12 protein-coding genes are annotated in these 17,633 nt (G+C 66.2%); 3 read left to right on the top strand and 9 right to left on the bottom strand.

Going from position 1 to position 17,633, the window contains the following annotated elements; translation table 11 throughout:
- Positions 1–104 precede the first annotated feature (104 nt).
- From mobF to A5790_RS24030, 3 genes are all read right to left on the bottom strand, one after another.
- Positions 105–5,951 (bottom strand): MobF family relaxase, encoded by a 5,847-nt coding sequence (mobF, locus tag A5790_RS24040; protein WP_066850054.1) that lies wholly within the window; start codon positions 5,949–5,951, stop codon positions 105–107.
- A 187-nt stretch (positions 5,952–6,138) separates the two neighbouring features.
- Positions 6,139–9,261: an RND family transporter gene (locus tag A5790_RS24035; protein WP_064403589.1), complete on the bottom strand. Its 3,123-nt coding sequence runs from the start codon at positions 9,259–9,261 to the stop codon at positions 6,139–6,141.
- A 328-nt stretch (positions 9,262–9,589) separates the two neighbouring features.
- Positions 9,590–10,225, bottom strand: a complete 636-nt coding sequence (locus A5790_RS24030) for a TetR/AcrR family transcriptional regulator (RefSeq protein ID WP_064403590.1) — start codon at positions 10,223–10,225, stop codon at positions 9,590–9,592.
- 104 nt (positions 10,226–10,329) lie between these two features.
- On the opposite strand from A5790_RS24030, the gene A5790_RS24025 reads away from it, so the two are divergent.
- Positions 10,330–11,199, top strand: a complete 870-nt coding sequence (locus tag A5790_RS24025; RefSeq protein ID WP_064403591.1) for a metal-dependent hydrolase — start codon at positions 10,330–10,332, stop codon at positions 11,197–11,199.
- 130 nt (positions 11,200–11,329) lie between these two features.
- On the opposite strand, the gene A5790_RS24020 is transcribed toward A5790_RS24025, so the two are convergent.
- The 3 genes from A5790_RS24020 to A5790_RS24010 all read right to left on the bottom strand — a co-directional run bounded on the left by A5790_RS24020 (position 11,330) and on the right by A5790_RS24010 (position 14,098).
- On the bottom strand, positions 11,330–12,220 hold the full coding sequence (locus tag A5790_RS24020) for an alpha/beta fold hydrolase (protein ID WP_064403592.1): 891 nt from the start codon (positions 12,218–12,220) through the stop codon (positions 11,330–11,332).
- A 58-nt stretch (positions 12,221–12,278) separates the two neighbouring features.
- Complete coding sequence (locus A5790_RS24015) at positions 12,279–12,731, bottom strand: PaaI family thioesterase (protein WP_064403593.1); 453 nt, start codon at positions 12,729–12,731, stop codon at positions 12,279–12,281.
- 170 nt (positions 12,732–12,901) lie between these two features.
- Positions 12,902–14,098 (bottom strand): cytochrome P450, encoded by a 1,197-nt coding sequence (locus tag A5790_RS24010; protein ID WP_064403594.1) that lies wholly within the window; start codon positions 14,096–14,098, stop codon positions 12,902–12,904.
- Positions 14,099–14,171: 73 nt separating this feature from the next.
- Between A5790_RS24010 and A5790_RS24005 the strand changes: the two genes are divergently transcribed.
- Positions 14,172–14,768: a TetR/AcrR family transcriptional regulator gene (locus A5790_RS24005; protein ID WP_064403595.1), complete on the top strand. Its 597-nt coding sequence runs from the start codon at positions 14,172–14,174 to the stop codon at positions 14,766–14,768.
- Positions 14,765–15,814, top strand: a complete 1,050-nt coding sequence (locus A5790_RS24000; RefSeq protein WP_064403596.1) for an LLM class flavin-dependent oxidoreductase — start codon at positions 14,765–14,767, stop codon at positions 15,812–15,814. The genes A5790_RS24005 and A5790_RS24000 overlap by 4 nt, the downstream gene beginning before the upstream one ends.
- 48 nt (positions 15,815–15,862) lie before the next feature.
- On the opposite strand, the gene A5790_RS23995 is transcribed toward A5790_RS24000, so the two are convergent.
- From A5790_RS23995 to A5790_RS23985, 3 genes are all read right to left on the bottom strand, one after another.
- The gene (locus A5790_RS23995; RefSeq protein WP_064403597.1) at positions 15,863–16,327 is read right to left on the bottom strand and encodes a DUF6188 family protein; all 465 of its coding nucleotides are present in this window, start codon (positions 16,325–16,327) and stop codon (positions 15,863–15,865) included.
- A 78-nt stretch (positions 16,328–16,405) separates the two neighbouring features.
- A complete protein-coding gene (locus tag A5790_RS23990; protein ID WP_064403598.1) occupies positions 16,406–17,077 on the bottom strand; it encodes a TetR family transcriptional regulator in 672 nt (223 codons plus the stop codon).
- The gene (locus tag A5790_RS23985; protein ID WP_120271088.1) at positions 17,074–17,589 is read right to left on the bottom strand and encodes a PaaI family thioesterase; all 516 of its coding nucleotides are present in this window, start codon (positions 17,587–17,589) and stop codon (positions 17,074–17,076) included. The genes A5790_RS23990 and A5790_RS23985 overlap by 4 nt, the downstream gene beginning before the upstream one ends.
- Positions 17,590–17,633 lie beyond the last annotated feature (44 nt).

Genomic DNA, 17,633 nt, shown 5'->3' with positions numbered 1-17,633 from the left:
AAACCGCACGCACGGATTGAAAGGGGGAAGGGGAAACGGGTCCGCTACGCAGATACCGCGCCCCTGACTACCAATGAAGGGCAACGACTGTAGAGGCGGGGCTGCTAGTCGTCGATGCTGGCGCCGAGGGCGTGTTCAGGGTCCTCAACCGCCGTCGCGCGGGTGCGCCATCCCAAGGCGATCTGACGGCGCTGGGCTGCTCGGACGGCGCGCGCGGCGGCGTCGTACTGGGTGAGCACCTGGCGCCATTCTTCGCCGAGGTGGGTGCGGCCGAGGCGGTCGGCCAGTGTGACCGCTGGCACGGGGTCAAGGGGCGGGTCTGCAGGGGCGGAGGGCGCGGTCGTGAGGGTGGTGCTCCACGGCAGGGAATGGGTGAGCAGCCGCAGCGCCGACGAGCTCAAGCCGCGACTGTTGCTGGGGTCGAGGAGGATGACTCGGGCGTCTGCGGCTGCGGCGTGGCGGGCGATGTCGGCGAGCTGGTCGGGTTCGGCAGCTGCGGGGTCGTCGATGATGACGACTGCTCCGGGCGGTAGTGCCCACTGCTGATCGCTGATTTGACGCTCGGCGCGAGCAACGGTGGTGATGGTGTCGGCCAGCTCGGCCTCGCGGGCGGGTGCCGCGCTGGCGTCGGTGGTCGAGAGCCAGAGCACTTTGCGGTCGTTGGCGTTGGCCGTGCTGCGCAGGGTGTAGAGCGCCGCAGCGGTTTCGCCGTCGGTGGCGTCGGCGCGCACGACGCTGAGCCGATAGGGCTGCGCGGCCAAGGATTTGAGCCGGTCCGCGGTGCGCGGCTCGTGCGCTGCGAGGACCGCCGCGGGGATGAGCAAGGGCGTGCGGGTGAGGTCGGCGTCGCCGGCCACTTGGAGCAGGGCAACTTCGGAGCGCGCCGATTTCAGCAGCTGCTCGAGAGTGTCGGAGGTGGCGGTCTGGGCCGCGGCGAAGGCACCGGCGACGTCGCGCTCAGCGCGGTCGAGCTCGCGGCGCAGCGCCTGGCGGCGGTCGCGCAGCAGCGCGCGGGCGGCCAGGTCCGCGCGCTCGGCGTCGCCGCGTGCGGTGGCGATGTCGTGCTCGGTGACGATCTTGTGGCCGCCGGCGGCCGCGGTACGCGCAGCCTGCGCCTCGGCGAAGGCCTGGTGAAACTGATGCGACGGTGGCTGCTCGGGCAGGCGGCGGATGTGAAAGGCCAGATCGGCTTGCGCTGAGGCGATGTCGAGTTCGTCGGCGTCGGGGTTGGCCCGTAGAAGGTCGAGCTGAGTGCGCGCGTGCTCGATAAGGCGCAGGGTGTCGTTGTAGGCGGCGTCGGCATCGGCCCACTGCTCCATCACCGCGGCGACGGCGTGGCCGTAGGGTCGATCCGCGTCGACTTGGCGGCGCATCCGCAAGAGCTCGTCGGTCGCAGCGCGCATAGCGGGGCCATGCCCGGCGCGAATTCCTGCGTCCAAGGTTTTGATTGATTCGCAAACCTCGCGGTATTCCTGCTGCAGCGTGGTGACCAAATTCATGGTGATGCCCAATTCCGGTGCGGGACGGTTTGCTGAGAGGTCTTCGAATTGCAAATCGCCGAATCCTTCTGACCCGTATTCAAATGAACCATCGGGCGAGGCGACGTCGAAGTGGTCGTCGAAGGGCGGGGCCTGGTCGACGTCGGCGAAGGGGCTTTCAGGGTCGGGCGGGAACAGTGCTTCCTCGTCGGGGTGCGGCGGGGCGTCCTCGGGGGTGGGCAGGTCCTCGACGTCAATGCCGAGACGCGCTTGCAGCCGGTGGGTGAACGCATCGACGGTGTAGGTAATCAAGCGTGCGTAATCGCCCGGAGGAATCGGGTGGTCGGCGTCGGCGGCGTCGGCGAGGTGTTCGGCAGCGACATGGAGCAGATCGCGCGGGGTCCAGGTGGCCGGGTCTGCCGCGCTGATAGCCGCGACCAGCCCGGGCCAGGCCGGATCGGAGGTGATGGTCTCGGTCAGCGCGGCCCCGAACGCGGCGTCGACGTCGGTGATCCAGGCCGGCCGCAGCCGCGAATGCGTGGTGGCCAACGTGGCGGTCGGGGACAGGGCTCCCGCGATACGCCACCACAGCGCGGCGGCGGGCAGCTCGTCGGGCAGCGGCCCTTGGCGGGCAGCGGTGGTGATGATCTGCCGCAGGTCGGGGGTGGTGCGGGTGGCCCGGGCGAGCTGGGCGGCCAGCTGTGGCCAGTAGGCATCGGCGCGCAGGCGCGGGTCGATGGCGTCGATGACGTCGTTCCAGCGGGTGGTGTCGGCACTGCGGCGCCCGATGTCTGCGGCGGCGTAGCGCTGCAGGGTGGCCTGCACGTCGCGGGTCCGCACGGGGTACTGGCGCGCGCCGGTGAGACGGGTGTCGGCGTCCTCCACGCCAGTGGCGGAACGGAACACCGCGATCTCGGCGGTCAGCGCCGGATTCACGGTGATCAGCGGCCGCGCCCAGGCGGGGGCGGTCGCGTTGGTCCAGGCCCGCGCCCGCTCGCGGATCTGGTCGGCCAGGCCTTGGACCAGTTGCTCGCGGCGGGCCAGGTAGGCGCTCCAGTGCGGATCGTCGGCCAGCGCCGGCGGGATGCCGGGAAGCCAGCGCAGCACCCCGATGCCCGCGGAGTGGGTGCCGGCGGGATCGATGCGGTGATCGAGGACCGCGGCGGGATCGGCGGCGTCATCGACACTGCCCTTGGCCAACGCTTCGGTCAGCAGCTCGCGGGGATCAGCGCCACCGATCGCCAGGACAGACAGGTTGCGCCGCAGCACCGGCCAGGCCTCGCGCTGGCTCAGCCGGGGGATTACGTCATCAGCGATGGCGTCCAACCGATCACGCGCACCGGCTCCCAGCTGGTTTTCGGCTGCCACGCCCAAGGCGTCGTAGAACATGTCGGCCGCAGCCTGCAGCCGCGTTGCCGGATCCTCGGCGCAGCGGGCTTCGGTGGTCGCCGACACCTGCGCGCCGTCGCGGGCCAGGGCGCGGGTGAGGACATCGACGGCGGTGTCAGGGTGGGTGGCCTTGGGGGAGAGCAGCCGGTGGGGATCGCCTTCGGCGGTGGACAGGTACAGGTGGTTTTCGTCGGTGGCGCGCGTCATCGCGACGTAGAGGTGCTGGCGGGTCAGCATGTCGGAGCCGACGATGTGGCAGGTGCCCTTGGTGTCGCGCCGTCCTGCCGTCAGTCCCTGGGCGGAGTCGATAGTGGCCGCGTAGCCCAGCGTGACATGTTCGGCGATGTAGTCGGCCGGCAGCTTGACGATGCGTCCGCTGCGCAGGTGGCGGGCTTTCACGCTGCCATCGGTGAGGACCTCGGTGATGGTGTAGCGGTAGCCGTTGCGCACGAAATCGCTGCGCCCAATGGTGATTCGGCGATTGTTTTTCCGGGTGCGGATGGTGTCTCCGACGCTGGCGTGCAGCTGATCTGCCAGCACCACCGTGGCCGCCTGGGCGGCTTCGGGATCGGCGGCCAGCCGGTCGGCGCGGGCGCGGGCGTTGAGTTCGTTGATGACGTCGTTGGTGGGCGCGAGCAGGATGGAGTCTGCGCCGGCGGCCAGGTCGGCCCGCCATGCCTGATAGGCCATGTCGGCGGCGGTCTCGTCGGTGCCGACGTGGATGCGGTGGTGGTCGATGTAGAAGCCGATGCCGGCCGGGTCGGCGTCGTGTAGCGCGAGCCCGGCGGCGGCTTCGGCCGGTGACTTGAACCGTACGACTTCGCTCAGGGTGAGCGCGTCGGTGGCTTCGGCGATGTCGCGGAGAACGCCGCCGGCTGAGATGGATGACAACTGGCCGTCGTCGCCGACCAGTCGCACGCTGGCGCCTTTGCGTAGTGCGTCGGTGATCATCGCGTCCAGCCCGGCGGTGGCGGCCTTGCCGGCCTCGTCAACGACGATGAGGGTGTCGGGGCCGACTTGCTCGAACCAGTCGGGGAGACCGGAGATCGCGGCCTTGTTTGGATCGGCTGACCAGACGTACTTGTCGAGGGTGTCAGTGGTGGCGCCGAGGTCCTCCCGGAGCACGATCGCCGCGTCGGCTGTCGGGGCCAAGCCGATCACGTGTCCGCCCGAGTTGCGCCACGCGTGGGCCAGCGCCGCCATGGCTGTGGTCTTGCCCGTTCCGGCTGGGGCCAGCGCCAGTGCGACACGGCGCCCCGAGGTCGCCATTTCCGAGACCAGTGCGGCCTGGCCGGGGTTGAGGGTGCGTCCTCGGGCGGCCGAATCTGCGAGTGCCAGTTCGACATCGGCGGCGGTGGCGGCGCGGCCGTCGCACCGGTGCACCGCGTCGAGAATGCGGCGCTCGGCGGCGAGTGTTTCGCGGCTGGTGTAGACCTGCACGCCGTGGCGGGAATAGACGCTGGCACCGTCGCGGCGACGCAAGGCGACAGGCTCGCCCAACTCGGCATCGGCGACGCGGGCGTGCGGCAGTGAAAACGCCTCTCCGAGAGCGGTATCGGTGAGGCGTTCGATTGATGCGACATCGTGCGCCACGCCGTGCGAGCGAGCGATTCGCAGCGCCTCGGCGCGCACGTGGTGGCGCTGCCAGGTGGAGCGGGATTCAGACACGGTGGCGATGAGTTCGCCAGCGCGCGACGCGATCCATTCCTCGTCGACCACGGGTGCGGTGCGGGCTCGGTTGGGACCGGCCAGGACACCGGCCAACATGCGGTGCAGTCCGTCTCGTCCGAGGACCTCCACAGCTTGGGTGCGCCAGACGTGGCGCTGCTCAGCCAGCGAGCGCGGCTCATGCTTGGCTTCGCGCGATTCCAGCGTCGCCTGCTGGGCCAAAGCGATGATCTCGGTGTTGGTTGGTTCGCGTCCGTGATCGGCCTGAAATGCCTTGGCCAGCTCGGCGGTGCGGGCCTCGATCGCCGCGCGCCGACTCGACCACCGCGCCATCAATTCCACCGAAATTCCGGCGATCTCGCGGACCGGTCGTTTTCCGCGTCCGCGGGACTGCTCGACGAACGACACCGCGAGTCTGTCGATCAAGTGCGCTTCGAGACGGGTGTTGTACAACTCCGAAGCCGCGACCGTCACCCGGTGCAGCGGTTGACCGTCCAGGGCGAGCCATCGGCGCACGCCGTTGGCGTCCACGTGGGACACCTTGTTAGAGATCGCGACGTGGGTGTGTAAGTCGGGGTCGCCGGCGCGAGAGTCCCGGTGGGTGAACGCTGCGGCGATAAGTCCTTCGGTGTCGACCTGGGCGACACCGCCGGCGCCGGTGCGCGTGAAGGTGGCTTGATCCTGCAGCCACTCGAGCACGTCGGCGACGGCCGCATCATGGGCCGCTTCAATCTGCTCGGCCACCGATAGCGGGGCGATGGCCCACAGCGCCGACACTGATTTCACCGGCGAGAACGCCAGGTCGTATCCGGCCACGGCGGTCGTGCGGGCGCGGGTGTTGCGGGCGATGAATCCGGACAATTCGCGGTCATCGGCGGGTGGCCGGCCGTACTCCTCGGCGAACAACCCCACAGCCACGCGGGTGCGGATCTGTGCGCGGATCTCCGGGGCGATGGTGGCGTGCCAGTGTGCGCCGTTCTCGGCGTTGTGGTCGCGGAAGGCCACCGCCAAACGCCGCGCATACTCCGGTTCGCCGTCGCGTACCAGGAACCCACGACCGAGTCGGCTGGCCACCCGTCCCGAGCCCATGCTGCGGCCGATGACATAGGTCTCGATGCGCTCGGCGTTGGGGTGCAGACCCAATCCGTAAAGGGCGCGCATCTGCGCCTCACTGACGCCCGATCCCTCATCGACGGTCCAAATCTCCTCGCGGGCTTGCGGGCTCGCATCGCAGCGGCCGGTATCAGAGAGAGCGGCCAAGCCCCGACCCATCCACCGACCGGGCGATTCACCTTTGGCCGAGTAGTAGTCGGCCAGCGTGGATCGGCCGCGCTCGGTGCTGTCGGCGGCAGCGACCTGCCGCACCAGGTACAGGTATCCGTCCCCGGCGGTCAGCTTGTGCAGCGTCATCACCATGACGCGCACGCAGGCGTCCGCATGCGCCGCACGCTACGAACTCAGCGATTGGCGAAGCCACCACCAAACCAGAGGTTCTTAGAAAAGTCTTAGACGGCCAATACTGGCGCAGGGGTCGTATTCATTCGGGGTGAATACGCCCTCACGCTGGTCGGCATGTAGCGCCGGGTATTGCTCTGTTCGCTTCTCACCTCTCCTGGACCAGCACGTGAGGTGCGTCCTTCATGCCTCCTGCGTTGGTCTGACCACGTCGCGGGTTTGTTGCTTTGGTCGGCCACCAGCTGGCTTCGCGTAGGAGTGTGGCGATGGCGGGCACGGTGAGGGTGCGCACGAGGAAGGTGTCGAGCAGCAGCCCGAAGCCGATGATGAGGCCGGCTTGGATCATGATGGCGACTGAGCCGACCATGAGGCCGAACATGCTGGCGGCGAATATCAGGCCAGCGGAGGTGATGACGGCTCCGGTGTTTGCCACGGTGCGCAGGACGCCGACGCGGATGTTGGTTCCGGATTCTTCGCGGAGCCGTGAGACGAGCAGCATGTTGTAGTCGGCGCCGACGGCGACGAGGATGATGAACGCCAGCAGCGGTACGGGCCAGGCGATTTCGTGGCCCAGTCCCCATTGGAAGACCACAACGCCGATGCCGAGCGAGGCGAGGTAATTGAGCACGACGGTGCCTAGTAGGTAGAGCGGTGCTAGGAGCGCTCGCAGCAGTAGGACCAGGATGACGCCGACGATGATTATGGTGGCCATGGCCAGTTGTGCGAAGTCGGCCCATAGGAGTCGTTGGATATCGGAGTTTACGGCGGGGAAGCCGGCGACGGACACGGTGGCGTCGGCGAGTGACGTGTTGGGTCGTGCGGTGTTGGCGGTGTCGGTGATGCGGCTGGCGAGGTCCATGGCTTCAACGCTGTATGGGTCGTGGCTGCTTTCGATCATGAACCGCGCTGTTTTGCCGTCCGGTGAGAGGAATTGTTCGGCGACGTCGGTGAATTGCCGGTTCTCGAATGCGTTGGCGGGCAGGTAGAAACCGCTCGAGGAGTCGGAGTCGGCCGCTGCGCGTGAAGAGTTTTGTAGTTGGGTGGCGATCTGGCTCATGCCGGACAGCATTTCGATGTTGCTGTCGGCGAGGGTGCGGACGCCGGTGGCGAGTGCTTGGGCGCCGGAGGCGAGCTGTCCGATTCCGTCCTGTAGTCGGCGGAGATTGGTGGCCAGGTCGGCCGGGTCACCGAGGGCTCCGAATGCCTTGTCCAGCGAGGCGACTGCGTTCTGGACGTTGGCGAGGGTGCCACCGACGGTGGCGTTGGTGGCGGGATCGTAGCGGTCCCCGAGGTCGGCGATCTGGTTGAAGAATCCGCTGTCGCGCAGAGTGACCAGGATCTGCACCTGGTCGCGGATTTGGGCGCATTGCGGGGTGGTGGCACACCACGGCGAGGTGTTGAGGGCGCCGACGAGTGGGTCGAGTTGGGTGATCGCGTTTTGGGCTTGGTTGGCCAGCGGTCGTAGTCCTGGGCCGGATTGGATGGCTTGGTCGACGGCGGGGGCAGTGGCGGAAAGTTGTTGCAGCAGCGGCCGGAACTGGTTGACCTGAGTTCCTGCGGATTGGGCTTGGGTGAGGATTCCGGCCAGTGGTGTGAGGGCGGTGCGCACGGTGCTGTCGAGTTGGGCGAGGCCGTCGGCGAGCTGGTCGGCGCCGCCGGTGAGTTTGGCGAGGTCGTCTTTGCGGGAGTTGCCCTCGGCGACCGCGCCGGCCATTTTGTCGCCGATCTGGCCGTTCTGCCAGGCCAGTTCTGCTTGGTCGAGGCGCTCTCCGGTGGGGCGGGTGACTCCGGAAACCTTGGTGACGCCGGGGATCTGGGAGACGCGGGAGGCCATCTCGTCGAGATCGGCCAGTCCTTTCCCGGTCCGCATGTCGGTCGGGTTTTCCACGACGAGGAATTCGCTGATGACGACGTCTTTGCGGAAGTGGCGGTCCAGCAGGTGGTAGCCCTGGTTGCTGGCCGTGGTGTCTGGTTGTCCCTTGCGGTCGTCGTAGCTGATTTTGATGGTTGCGGCGGCTGCCGACAGGGCGAGCAGGATGACCAGGCTGACGATCAGTAGTGGCACGGGACGGCGGACCACGGCGACGGCGACGCTGTTCCAGTAGCGGCGGGTGCGATCGGGTTTGGGCTCACCGATGCCGCGTTTGGCGGCTAGCGACAACACCGGTGGCAGCAGGGTGACGGTGGCCAGAAATCCGAACAGCACGGCGATGGCACACGCGGGGCCCAGGGCGGCGAAGACGCTGAGCCGCGCGAAGACCATGGCCAGGAACGCGAGTGCGACGGTGGCGGCGGAGGCGAGGATGACGCGCCCGATGCTGGCGGTGGCGTGGATGATGGCCTGATCGGCGGGTACTTGGGCGCGGCGCTGTTCGTGGTATCGGCTGATCAGGAACACGGTGTAGTCGGTTCCGGCGCCGAGCAGGATCGCCGTCATGAAGGCGACAGTGAACTGGGAGACCGGCATGCCCAACTCGCCGAGGGCGGACAGCACGCCGCGCCCGACTGCCAGGCTCAACCCGATTACCAGCAGCGGTAACAGCGCGGTGAACACCGACCGGTAGACGATCAGCAGGATCAGGGCGATCACGCCCGCGGTAGCGATTGAGATCAGCAGCAGGTCGTGCTCGGCGGAGGCGATCATGTCGCTGAAGGTCGCCGGTGGTCCCGTTACCTGCACAGTCGTGGTCGAGCCGGTGAACACCTCCGCCGCGATGTCGCGCACCGCGTTGACGGATTCGGCGGCCGTGGGGTCTCCGAGGGTGCCGGTGACGCCGACGGGCAGATACCAGGCTTTGCGATCGGCGCTGACCGCCTGGGCTTCGGTAATCGGATCGGCCAGTAGGTCCTGCACCAGAAGGACGTGGTCGCCTTCGGCCTGCAACCGGCTCACGAGTTCGCCGTAGCGCTGCCGTGCAGTCGGAGTCAACCCATTGGGGTCTTCCATGGCGACGAACACCATGGTTTTCGAGCCTTCTTCGCCGAACGCGGCGCTCATGCGGTCAACCGTCTGCAAGGACGGCGCATCGCGAGGAATGAGGTCCACCGACTGTTGGCGCACCACGGTTTCCAGCTGGGGGAACAGCAGCGCGAGGACCACCGCGGCGCCGAGCCATACCCCGATGACCAGGGCTTTGTGCCGGAGGGTGAATCGGGCGAGCGTCGCCAACCGTTCGCTGTACTCGCGGGTGTCGGCGGGGTCGGGTGATCCGTTGGCCCGCCGGTCACGGCGCGTGGCCTGGCTTGGGGAATCTGCAGTGCCGTCGGTCACTGGACCTCCACTGATAGCGAATGGTAGCGATCGATACTGTCGGTATCGCTACGCTACCGCATGTAGTGCAAGTGGTGACGGCGTCGTAGGACGCCAGGCCGCGCAATGCGCGACTGGGGAAGGACAGGCGGCCGCTATCGAGTCCAGCGCCGGCCGCCGGTCACAGCCGGCAGGGAATGGTCGAACACTCAGTTGGCTTCTGAAGCCAGGCCGACGTTGTTCAGTCGACGGCATTGGCCTTGGATGTTGTTCAGGTCTTGCTGTTGCTGGTCTCGGACGTTGACATCGAGCGCACGGACGGCCACATCGCGTAGCGGGGCCGCTAGCTCTAGGTTTGCGCTTCGGTTGTGGCCGACTGGCCCGTGTTCTGCAGCAGCACGTAATTGCCTAGGCTGCCCAGGAAACCTGCGCAGTGCTGAACGAGTTCATCGGTGGTGAACTCCAGTTCTCCGTCGAGTCGGCGGCGCAAGACTTCGAATAGCCCTCCCACGCCCAAGGTCGAAGCCAAATGGGCAACCCCCACGGCGGAGTCGGGGATGTCGAGGTGGAGTCTGGCCTCGCGCAATACGAGGTCGGTGAAACCGGCCATCAGTTCGCTGCGTAGCTCTCGGAGCAGCGGCTCGGTTGCAGATTCCACGAACAGGATCCGACCCAGCCGAGGGTCGTCGTCGATCATGCTGACCAGCCTGTGGATCGGCGCGTACGCCAGCACCTCCGGTGGCTCGCCGGCATCGGGGATCGCGTCGACTATCACCTCCTGGAAGGTGGCATAGAGCTGCTGGTAGACAGCCCGCAGGAGGGCGTCTCGGCCGGAGAAGTGCTGGTAGAAGTAGCGTGACGTGACACCTGATTCAGCGCAGACGGCAGTCACAGTGGCGGCGGCAACACCGCGCGTGCCGATCAACTCGGTTGCGGCCTCGATGAGACGGGTGCGCCGGTTCCGGTGACGCTCCTCGGCGGACATCCCGCTATACACCCGCGCCGAAACCACGTGGATAGCTTGCCATCTAATTCTGACAAGGCTTAGAGTCAGATTGCCAGCGTGCCCTTGACGAACGGGAGAACAACATGAGCGACGATTCGTTCACTCGGCCCACCACGAGGGTCGTCCCGAAGCCCCGCCGTGTTCGATTCGACATGCCTGCTGGGACCAGTCGGCAGCACTTCGTCGATGGCGACTTGGTGATGAGCCACTTTGTGTCCACCTTGTCGGCCACGTTCCCCGAAGGCGAAGACTTCTTCATCCGGTCAGTCCGCGAGTATCGGGACCACATCAGCGACGCTGACCTCAAGGAGGCGGTCAAGGGATTCATTGCACAAGAGGCCACGCACCGACACCAGCATCGGCTGCTCAACGATCGGCTCCAAGCGATGGGCTATCCCACCGAGGGGATCGATCGCCATATCAAGAAGTTGGTTGGCCGACTTGAGAAGCGTTTTTCTCCCAAGATGCGCCTGGCTGTGACGGCCGCCCTCGAGCACTACACAGCGACATTCGCCGAGATCATTCTCACCAGCGACGAAGCTCAAGAATTGATCGGCGACACCGAAGTGCGGCCTATTCTGCTCTGGCACGCACTGGAAGAATGCGAGCACAAGGCCGTCGCTTTCGATGTCTACGAGACGGTCGGTGGAAGCGAACGCACCAGGGTCTGGGGGATGCGGATCGCCAGCCTCCTCTTGTTCAGCGAGTTGGTCATCCAGACCACCCGCTCTCTGGCCGGTGACCGTGCCGCCTACAACCCGGTGCGGTTGCTGCGCAGCCTTCGAGGTTTCCGTCATAACCCGCTATTCAGCCCAGCAGCAATTGAGCGCTTTCGTTCCTACACCCGCGCCGGATTTCATCCCGACGACTGGGACAGCGCAGAAATCCTCGAACGCTGGACCAAGGAACTCTTCGACGCCGATGGTGGCCAACAAATGCGTAGTAACGTCTAGCTCGACCAGAGCCCGTCGCGGTCAAAGTCGGCCTAAGCGAAGAACAATTCATGGGCTTCGCTCCGCGCGCAGTGAAGTCAAGCCCAGTCCTTTCTACTGGCCGCTCGATGGTGCTCGATCACGTCGCGACCTACAGGAAGCTCCGGCCGAGGAACTCGGTGACGGCGGAGCCGAAGGCGTCGTTGTCGTCGCCGGCGATCATGTGTCCGGTGCCGGATACGTCGACGGTCTCGGCGTGGGGAACCAGTTGCTTGAACTCGTCGACGGTGGCTTGGGAGACCACGTCGGACAACAGACCCCTTACGAGAAGTGTTGGGGCGCTGACCCGTCGGGCTCCGTCGATCAGCAGGCGGCTGATTGCGTCGAATTGCTCCGTTCCCGTGGTCGATTCGTCGCGGAGGAAGTCGAAGTTGGAGTGAATGAATGCCGGGTCCCACCGCCAGATCCAGCGGCCGTCGTGACGCTGCCGTAGCACCTTGCGCAGGCCGTCGACGTTGGCCGGGCGCGAGCGATGGGGGTTGTACGCGGCGATCACCTCGGCGGCGTCGGAGAGGGTGCCAAAGCCATCGGGATGTGCGGCCATGAACGTCACCACGCGACGAGCGCCCTGGAATTCAAGCCGCGGGGTGACGTCGACCAGGACGACCGCCGTCCACGACGCCCCGGATGTCAACAGATGCGTGCCGAGCACGGTCATGCCCCCAAGGGATGCACCTACGACGGCAGGGGCGGTATCGGCGCTGAAGTGCTCACGCACGGCGAGGAGATCGGTCGCGAGTCGCTCGATGTCGTACCTGCCGGCTGGGTCCCAGTCGCTGTCGCCGTGACCGCGGGTGTCGTAGGCGACGACTGTGTATCCGCATGCGTGGAGACGACGCGCTGAAGTGCTCCACGCGTGCCGGTTCTGGCCGCCGCCGTGCAGGAGCAGCACGACGGGACGGGCGTCATCGTGGTCGTAGCAGTCGGCGGCCAGGGTGATCCCGTCCTGGGTTCGGACCCGATGCTGCACGGCGGAGGTCATGACACCTTCCTGGCGAGATCGGAGTCCGCCCGAAGCGTGCGACCGGCTACAAGCGCCTTCATTGTGCGTTGCCCGCGGCGTTCACGATCGTGACCGTGCCCTGGGCTACGCAGACGGCTTTGTCGCCGTTGCTAATGTCGATGCGCGCTACTCCACTGCGATTGCCCAGCGACACGATGTCGGTGACGGCGACACACACACCGGTGGACACGGGTCGCAGCAGGTTCAGCTTGAATTCGGTGGTGGCGACCCATGATCCGGCCGGAATGACGGGGTAGAACACGACTCCGAGACAGTGGTCGACCATCGCCGATAGACATCCGCCGTGCAGGGTGCCGAAGGGTGTGAGCAGTTCGGCACGGGTTTCCATCTCTGCCACCAGCCGACCGGCGGCGAGTTCGGTGTGCCGAAAGCTCAGAAACGTCGACAGTCCACCCGCTGTGTTCGCCGATCTGAGCAGCTGGTCGGCGATCTGCTCATCGAAGTGGGCGAATGTCACTGCCACCACCATGCCCCTGCCTCCTGTCCGGTCATGGGTCGATCACCGTTCGAGCCCGCGAATCGTTTGAGCATGTCGCCGAATGCGCCGAGGTCGCCGTGCGCGCGGAGTGCTCGACATCGACGGCGATGAACCTGGCCGCGCGGTGAAGCACACGACGCGTCGTCGAAGAGGGGCACGGGCTAGACCGGCGTGGTCCAAGTGATTGGCAGCGATGTGTAGCCGCGGATCGGTCCGGACCGCAGCCGCCGCGCCGATTCAAGATCGACCTCCCAGTCAGGCACCTTGTCCAACAAAGCATCCAGAGCGATGCGGGCCTCCATCCGCGCCAGTGCCGCACCCAGACAGAAGTGGATGCCGCGACCGAAGGCGACCTGGTGCTCACTGGTGCGCTCGATGTCGAACACGTCAGGATCAGGGAAGGCACGCTCGTCGCGGTTGGCCGACCCGAACAACAGCAGCACCTTCTCACCTTGACGCATCGTCGTGTCATGCAGGATGACGTCGCGGGTCAGGGTTCGTGAAAGTCCCTGTGCCGGTGAGTCGTAGCGCAGCAACTCCTCGACTGCCGGCCCCAACAGTGTTCGATCGGCGGCCAGGCGTCGGCGGGTCTGCCGATGCTGGGCCAGTACGACCGCGGAGTTCCCCAGCAGATTGGTGGTGGTCTCGTAGCCCGCGACGAGCAGCAGCGCGCAGAAGCCGAGGACTTCCTCGTCGGTCAGTCCGATCCCGTCGACGGTGGCGTTGGCCAACGCCGACATCAGGTCCTCGCGGGGGTTTTTGCGGCGGTCGGCGAGGAAGTCGGTGAAGTAGGCGTAGATCGAGGTGGCGGCGGTCAGTGCGTCGGTGGTTTGTCCGTGGTTGACGTCGACCTGGACCAGTTGGCTCGACCACAATCGGAACTGATCACGATCGGTGGCGGGAACGCCCAGCAGATCGGCGATCACCGCGGCGGGCAGGATCGCGGCGAAGTCGGTCACGAAGTCCGCCGATCCGGAGCCCTCGTCGAGGCGCTCGAACAACTCCGCGGCCATCTGTGTGATGGCGCCCTGCAGCCCGGCCACCCGCCGGGGGGTGAACGCCCGGCTCACCAGGGCACGCAACTGGTCGTGGCGCGGAGGGTCCATCACGATCATCATCGGCAGGAACGAGCCGATGAAGTCCGATCCCGGCGGGGTGGGGAAGATGCCGTCCACCGAGGAGTACGTGCCGTGATCCAGTGCTGCGGCCTGGACGTCGCCGTGCCGGCTCAACACCCAGGTATGGGACTCCTCGGCGCGGTACACCGGAGCCGTGTCACGCAACGACCGATACGTCGGATAGGGGTCGTTGAGGATCGAGGCGTCGAACGGGTCGTAACGAATCTGCACCGAGACCACCAAGACCTCCGACCACCAAAGTAACGACGGTTTAGACTCGCAGTCTAAACCGGCCGACCGGGACAGGGGGGCAATGCGCAAGATTCCACGTCAGATCTCTGACCGGCTTCCCGCCGCGGCGGACTTGTTCGCCGAGAAGGGGCTCAACGACTCCAAGATCGAAGACGTCGCCGCGGTGACCGGTGTGCCGAAAGCGACGCTGTACTACTACTTCGCCGGCAAAGAGGACATCCTTGCCTTCCTGCTCGAAGACCTCCTCAAGGACATCTCCGATGCCGTGACCGCGATCGTGCACACCGACGGCACCGGTGCCGAACGCCTCGAACTCGTCATCCGCGCACAACTGCGGGCAATGGCGCAGCGGCCAGCGGTATGCCGTGCACTCATCGGCGAACTGGGACGAGCGGCCCGCATGCCGGCCATCGCCGAGATGATCAATACCGCCTACCAACAACCCGTCGAAACTCTGCTCATCGAAGGGGCCCGCGACGGATCCCTCGTCGCTCAGCCCGATGCACGATCGACGTCCATTGCGCTGTTCGGCGCGGTCACCATCAATGCACTCATGTACCTGGTCACCGAGAACCACCTCGACGAGACGGTGGTCGCCAGCACCCTCAGCGCCGTCATGTTCGACGGCCTGCGCCCGCGCACAGGAGACCAGTCATGAGCACCTACGGCCTGTCGGTTCTCGGCGGGGATCTGAAGTCACTGGCCCAAACCGCCCAGGCCGCTGATGCGGCCGGGTTCGACGCCGTATGGGCCTCCGAGTTCTACTCTCGGTCCGGATCGATCTCCATGGCCGCGATGGCCAACAGCACACAGAACTGTCGGATCGGTTCCTCCATTCTCTACGGCGTCGGCCGAAGCCCCCTGGTGCTGGCCACCGAGGCACGCGACCTCGACGAACTCTCCAACGGACGACTGGTACTCGGCATCGGCAACGGCACCAAACGGATGATGGGCGACTGGCACGGCGTGCCCGACACCTCCGCACCCGCCCTGCGGATGGAAGAACTCGTGATGCTGCTGCGCCGGATATGGAACCTGCATGAAGGCCCGATCCATCACGAGGGCCGTTTCTACAGAATGAATCTCACCCCGACCGGCGACATGGGACCCTCCAGCCGGCCGATCCCGATCGTCACTGCCGGTGTCCGGCCCCGGATGTGCGAGGCGGCCGGGCGGGTGGCCGACGGCCTGGCCGGACATCCGCTGTTCACAACCACCTACGTCGAGGAGATCGTCCGGCCCGCTATCGCCAGGGGTGCCGCGCACACCGGCCGCGACCCCAATGACGTGGAAATCATTTCCATGGTGATGTGCGCCATCCACGACGACACCGAGGTCGCCAGGCGCGAACTGGCGCAGCAGATTGCGTTCTACTCCTCGGTCAAATCCTACGAGACGGTACTCGATGTGAACGGCTTCGCCAGCGAAGGCCGAACCATCCGAGAAGCATTCGCCCAGCGCGATTTCCCGGCGATGTTCGCCGCGGTGTCCGAGGAGATGATCGACACCATGGGTGTCGCCGGGACGGCACACGAGGTCCGTGAACAACTGAGACGCTACGAAGGCGTCCTCGACCACATCATGCTGTATTCACCATCGGTCGGCATCGCTGCGGAACGCGTGCAGCAAAACTTCGCCAGCATCATCCGGGAATGCTCGCCCGCCTCGATGTCGCCAGGGCGGTCCTGTCCACGTTCAACCTGATCCACGTATTGCCGCCCAAGTCGACCCGTCGCCGCGTCCGCGGCCGCATCAGTGGGTCTGCCGCGCCGACCCCGCCGATGATTGCGTGGCGCTGTTGACGATGTTGGCGTCGTCGGTGTCGGGGAGGTCATGGCGGACCACGCGTACCCGTCCTTGAGGTAGGCAGGCCATGTAGCCGTGGCGCATACCATACAACTCCCACGCTGTCTGTTCAGCGTCGGGATCGACATCGATGCGATGTCCGCGCGAGAAGCTCAGGTGTAGTCCTCCATCGTCGCTGGAACAGGCCTGGGTGCACACTGCGCCGGCGAGGTTCAGCAGTGGGCGTTCGTGGGTCGCGATCCTGAGGGGGTCAATACGCACCGCCTCGATGGGGTAGGTGCCGACGGCAGGAAGGGTCAATAGCAGGGGGCAGGAGATGACGATTTCGTTGTAGTCATCGAAATCCAGAACCAGGCCGCCATGCAGCGAGAGGCGTTGTACAACAAGGTTTTCGATCCATTGGGTGTACATGGCAGTCTCTTTTCGACGCATCGTTGAGCCGTATCCCCAAAGAGTACGCTAAGTAGCGCTGCGATATCAGTAGTATCGTTATCGGTTGGCGGTGGGCCTAGCAGCGCTGGTCACGACGCGCCTGGTGGCTCGGTCAATGCGGTCGCGGGTGTCGGCGGCTGTCGCGCGGTGGCCGCTGAAGGTCACGAGGTTGGCCAACCAGATGTCGGAGATGACCCCAGCGACGTGCAGATCGGTAGGGGTGGGCTCGCCGCCCCTGAGCGTGCGGGCCAGCAGGATCTGGATCTCATCGGCCGCGCGGTCGAGTTCCGCGGCGGCGCGGGTGTCTGCGACGGCGAAGGCCCGTGTCATGGCCGTCGTCAGCCATGGGTCGCGCTGCCAGCGGTCATGCAGATGTGAGGTGAGCCGTTCGAGCCGTTCCAGCGGTGTGCCCTCACCACTCGCCCAGTCGCCGGCCGAGTCGAGTCGACGGAACTCGCGCGTCAGCGCTGCTACCAGCAAGTGGGTTTTCGCCGGGAAATAGCGGTAAAGCGTGCCGACGGCGATGCCGACCCGCTCGGCAACCGTCCGCATCTGAACCGCCTCGTAACCACCCGACGCAGCCACGGCCAAAGCTGCATCCAGAATCGTTTCCCGGCGCCGTGCGGAGGCGCGCGAGCGCGACGCGCTAGCGGTCCGCTTCTCTCCAGCGACCGAGTTCGCTTCCGAGCGTCGGGTTTTGCCGTGGCTGCGAGCCTGAGGGAAAGTCATGATGGCCCCGGGTCGAAACTGCCGCGGCGCGAGAACTGTTCCAGAAGATCGCCGAAAGCGCTGACATCGCCGTGTGCGGCGAAGTGTTCGGGCCTGACTGCGACGAACACTGCATTGGCGGTGAAGCGGGTGATCCCACGCTCACCAGTGCCTGTCGCCGTGACGTGCAGCGCCCGTCCTTCACGAGAGGTGATGTGGGCAGTAATCCGGTGGGGCTGATGCAGCGGCACCGGCCGCAGATACTCCACCGTCAGGCTGCGAGTCACCGCCGGGGTGCCGGCGACCCACAATGTGAAGCCCAAGACGTCATCGCACGCGGCCGCCACGGCTCCGCCATGGGCCAGGCCTGGAGCCCCGATGTGGCGCTCGTCGAAAGTCACATCGGAGTACACCGCGTCGCCGCTGCGGTGCACCACCAAACGCAGTCGGTGGGGATTGTCCGGGCCGCAACCCATGCACGTCGTTGTGTGCGAAGGTAACCGCTCCGGCAGCGATGCGCTTCCTGGCACCATCACGCTCCAATACTGTCGGTTTCGCTTCGATACCGTTAGTACCA

It is taken from the genome of Mycobacterium sp. 852002-51152_SCH6134967 (assembly GCF_001667105.1).
Classification (GTDB): domain Bacteria; phylum Actinomycetota; class Actinomycetes; order Mycobacteriales; family Mycobacteriaceae; genus Mycobacterium; species Mycobacterium neumannii_A.
Note: the sequence above shows the minus strand (reverse complement) of the source record. Positions and strands in the feature narration are given on the sequence as shown.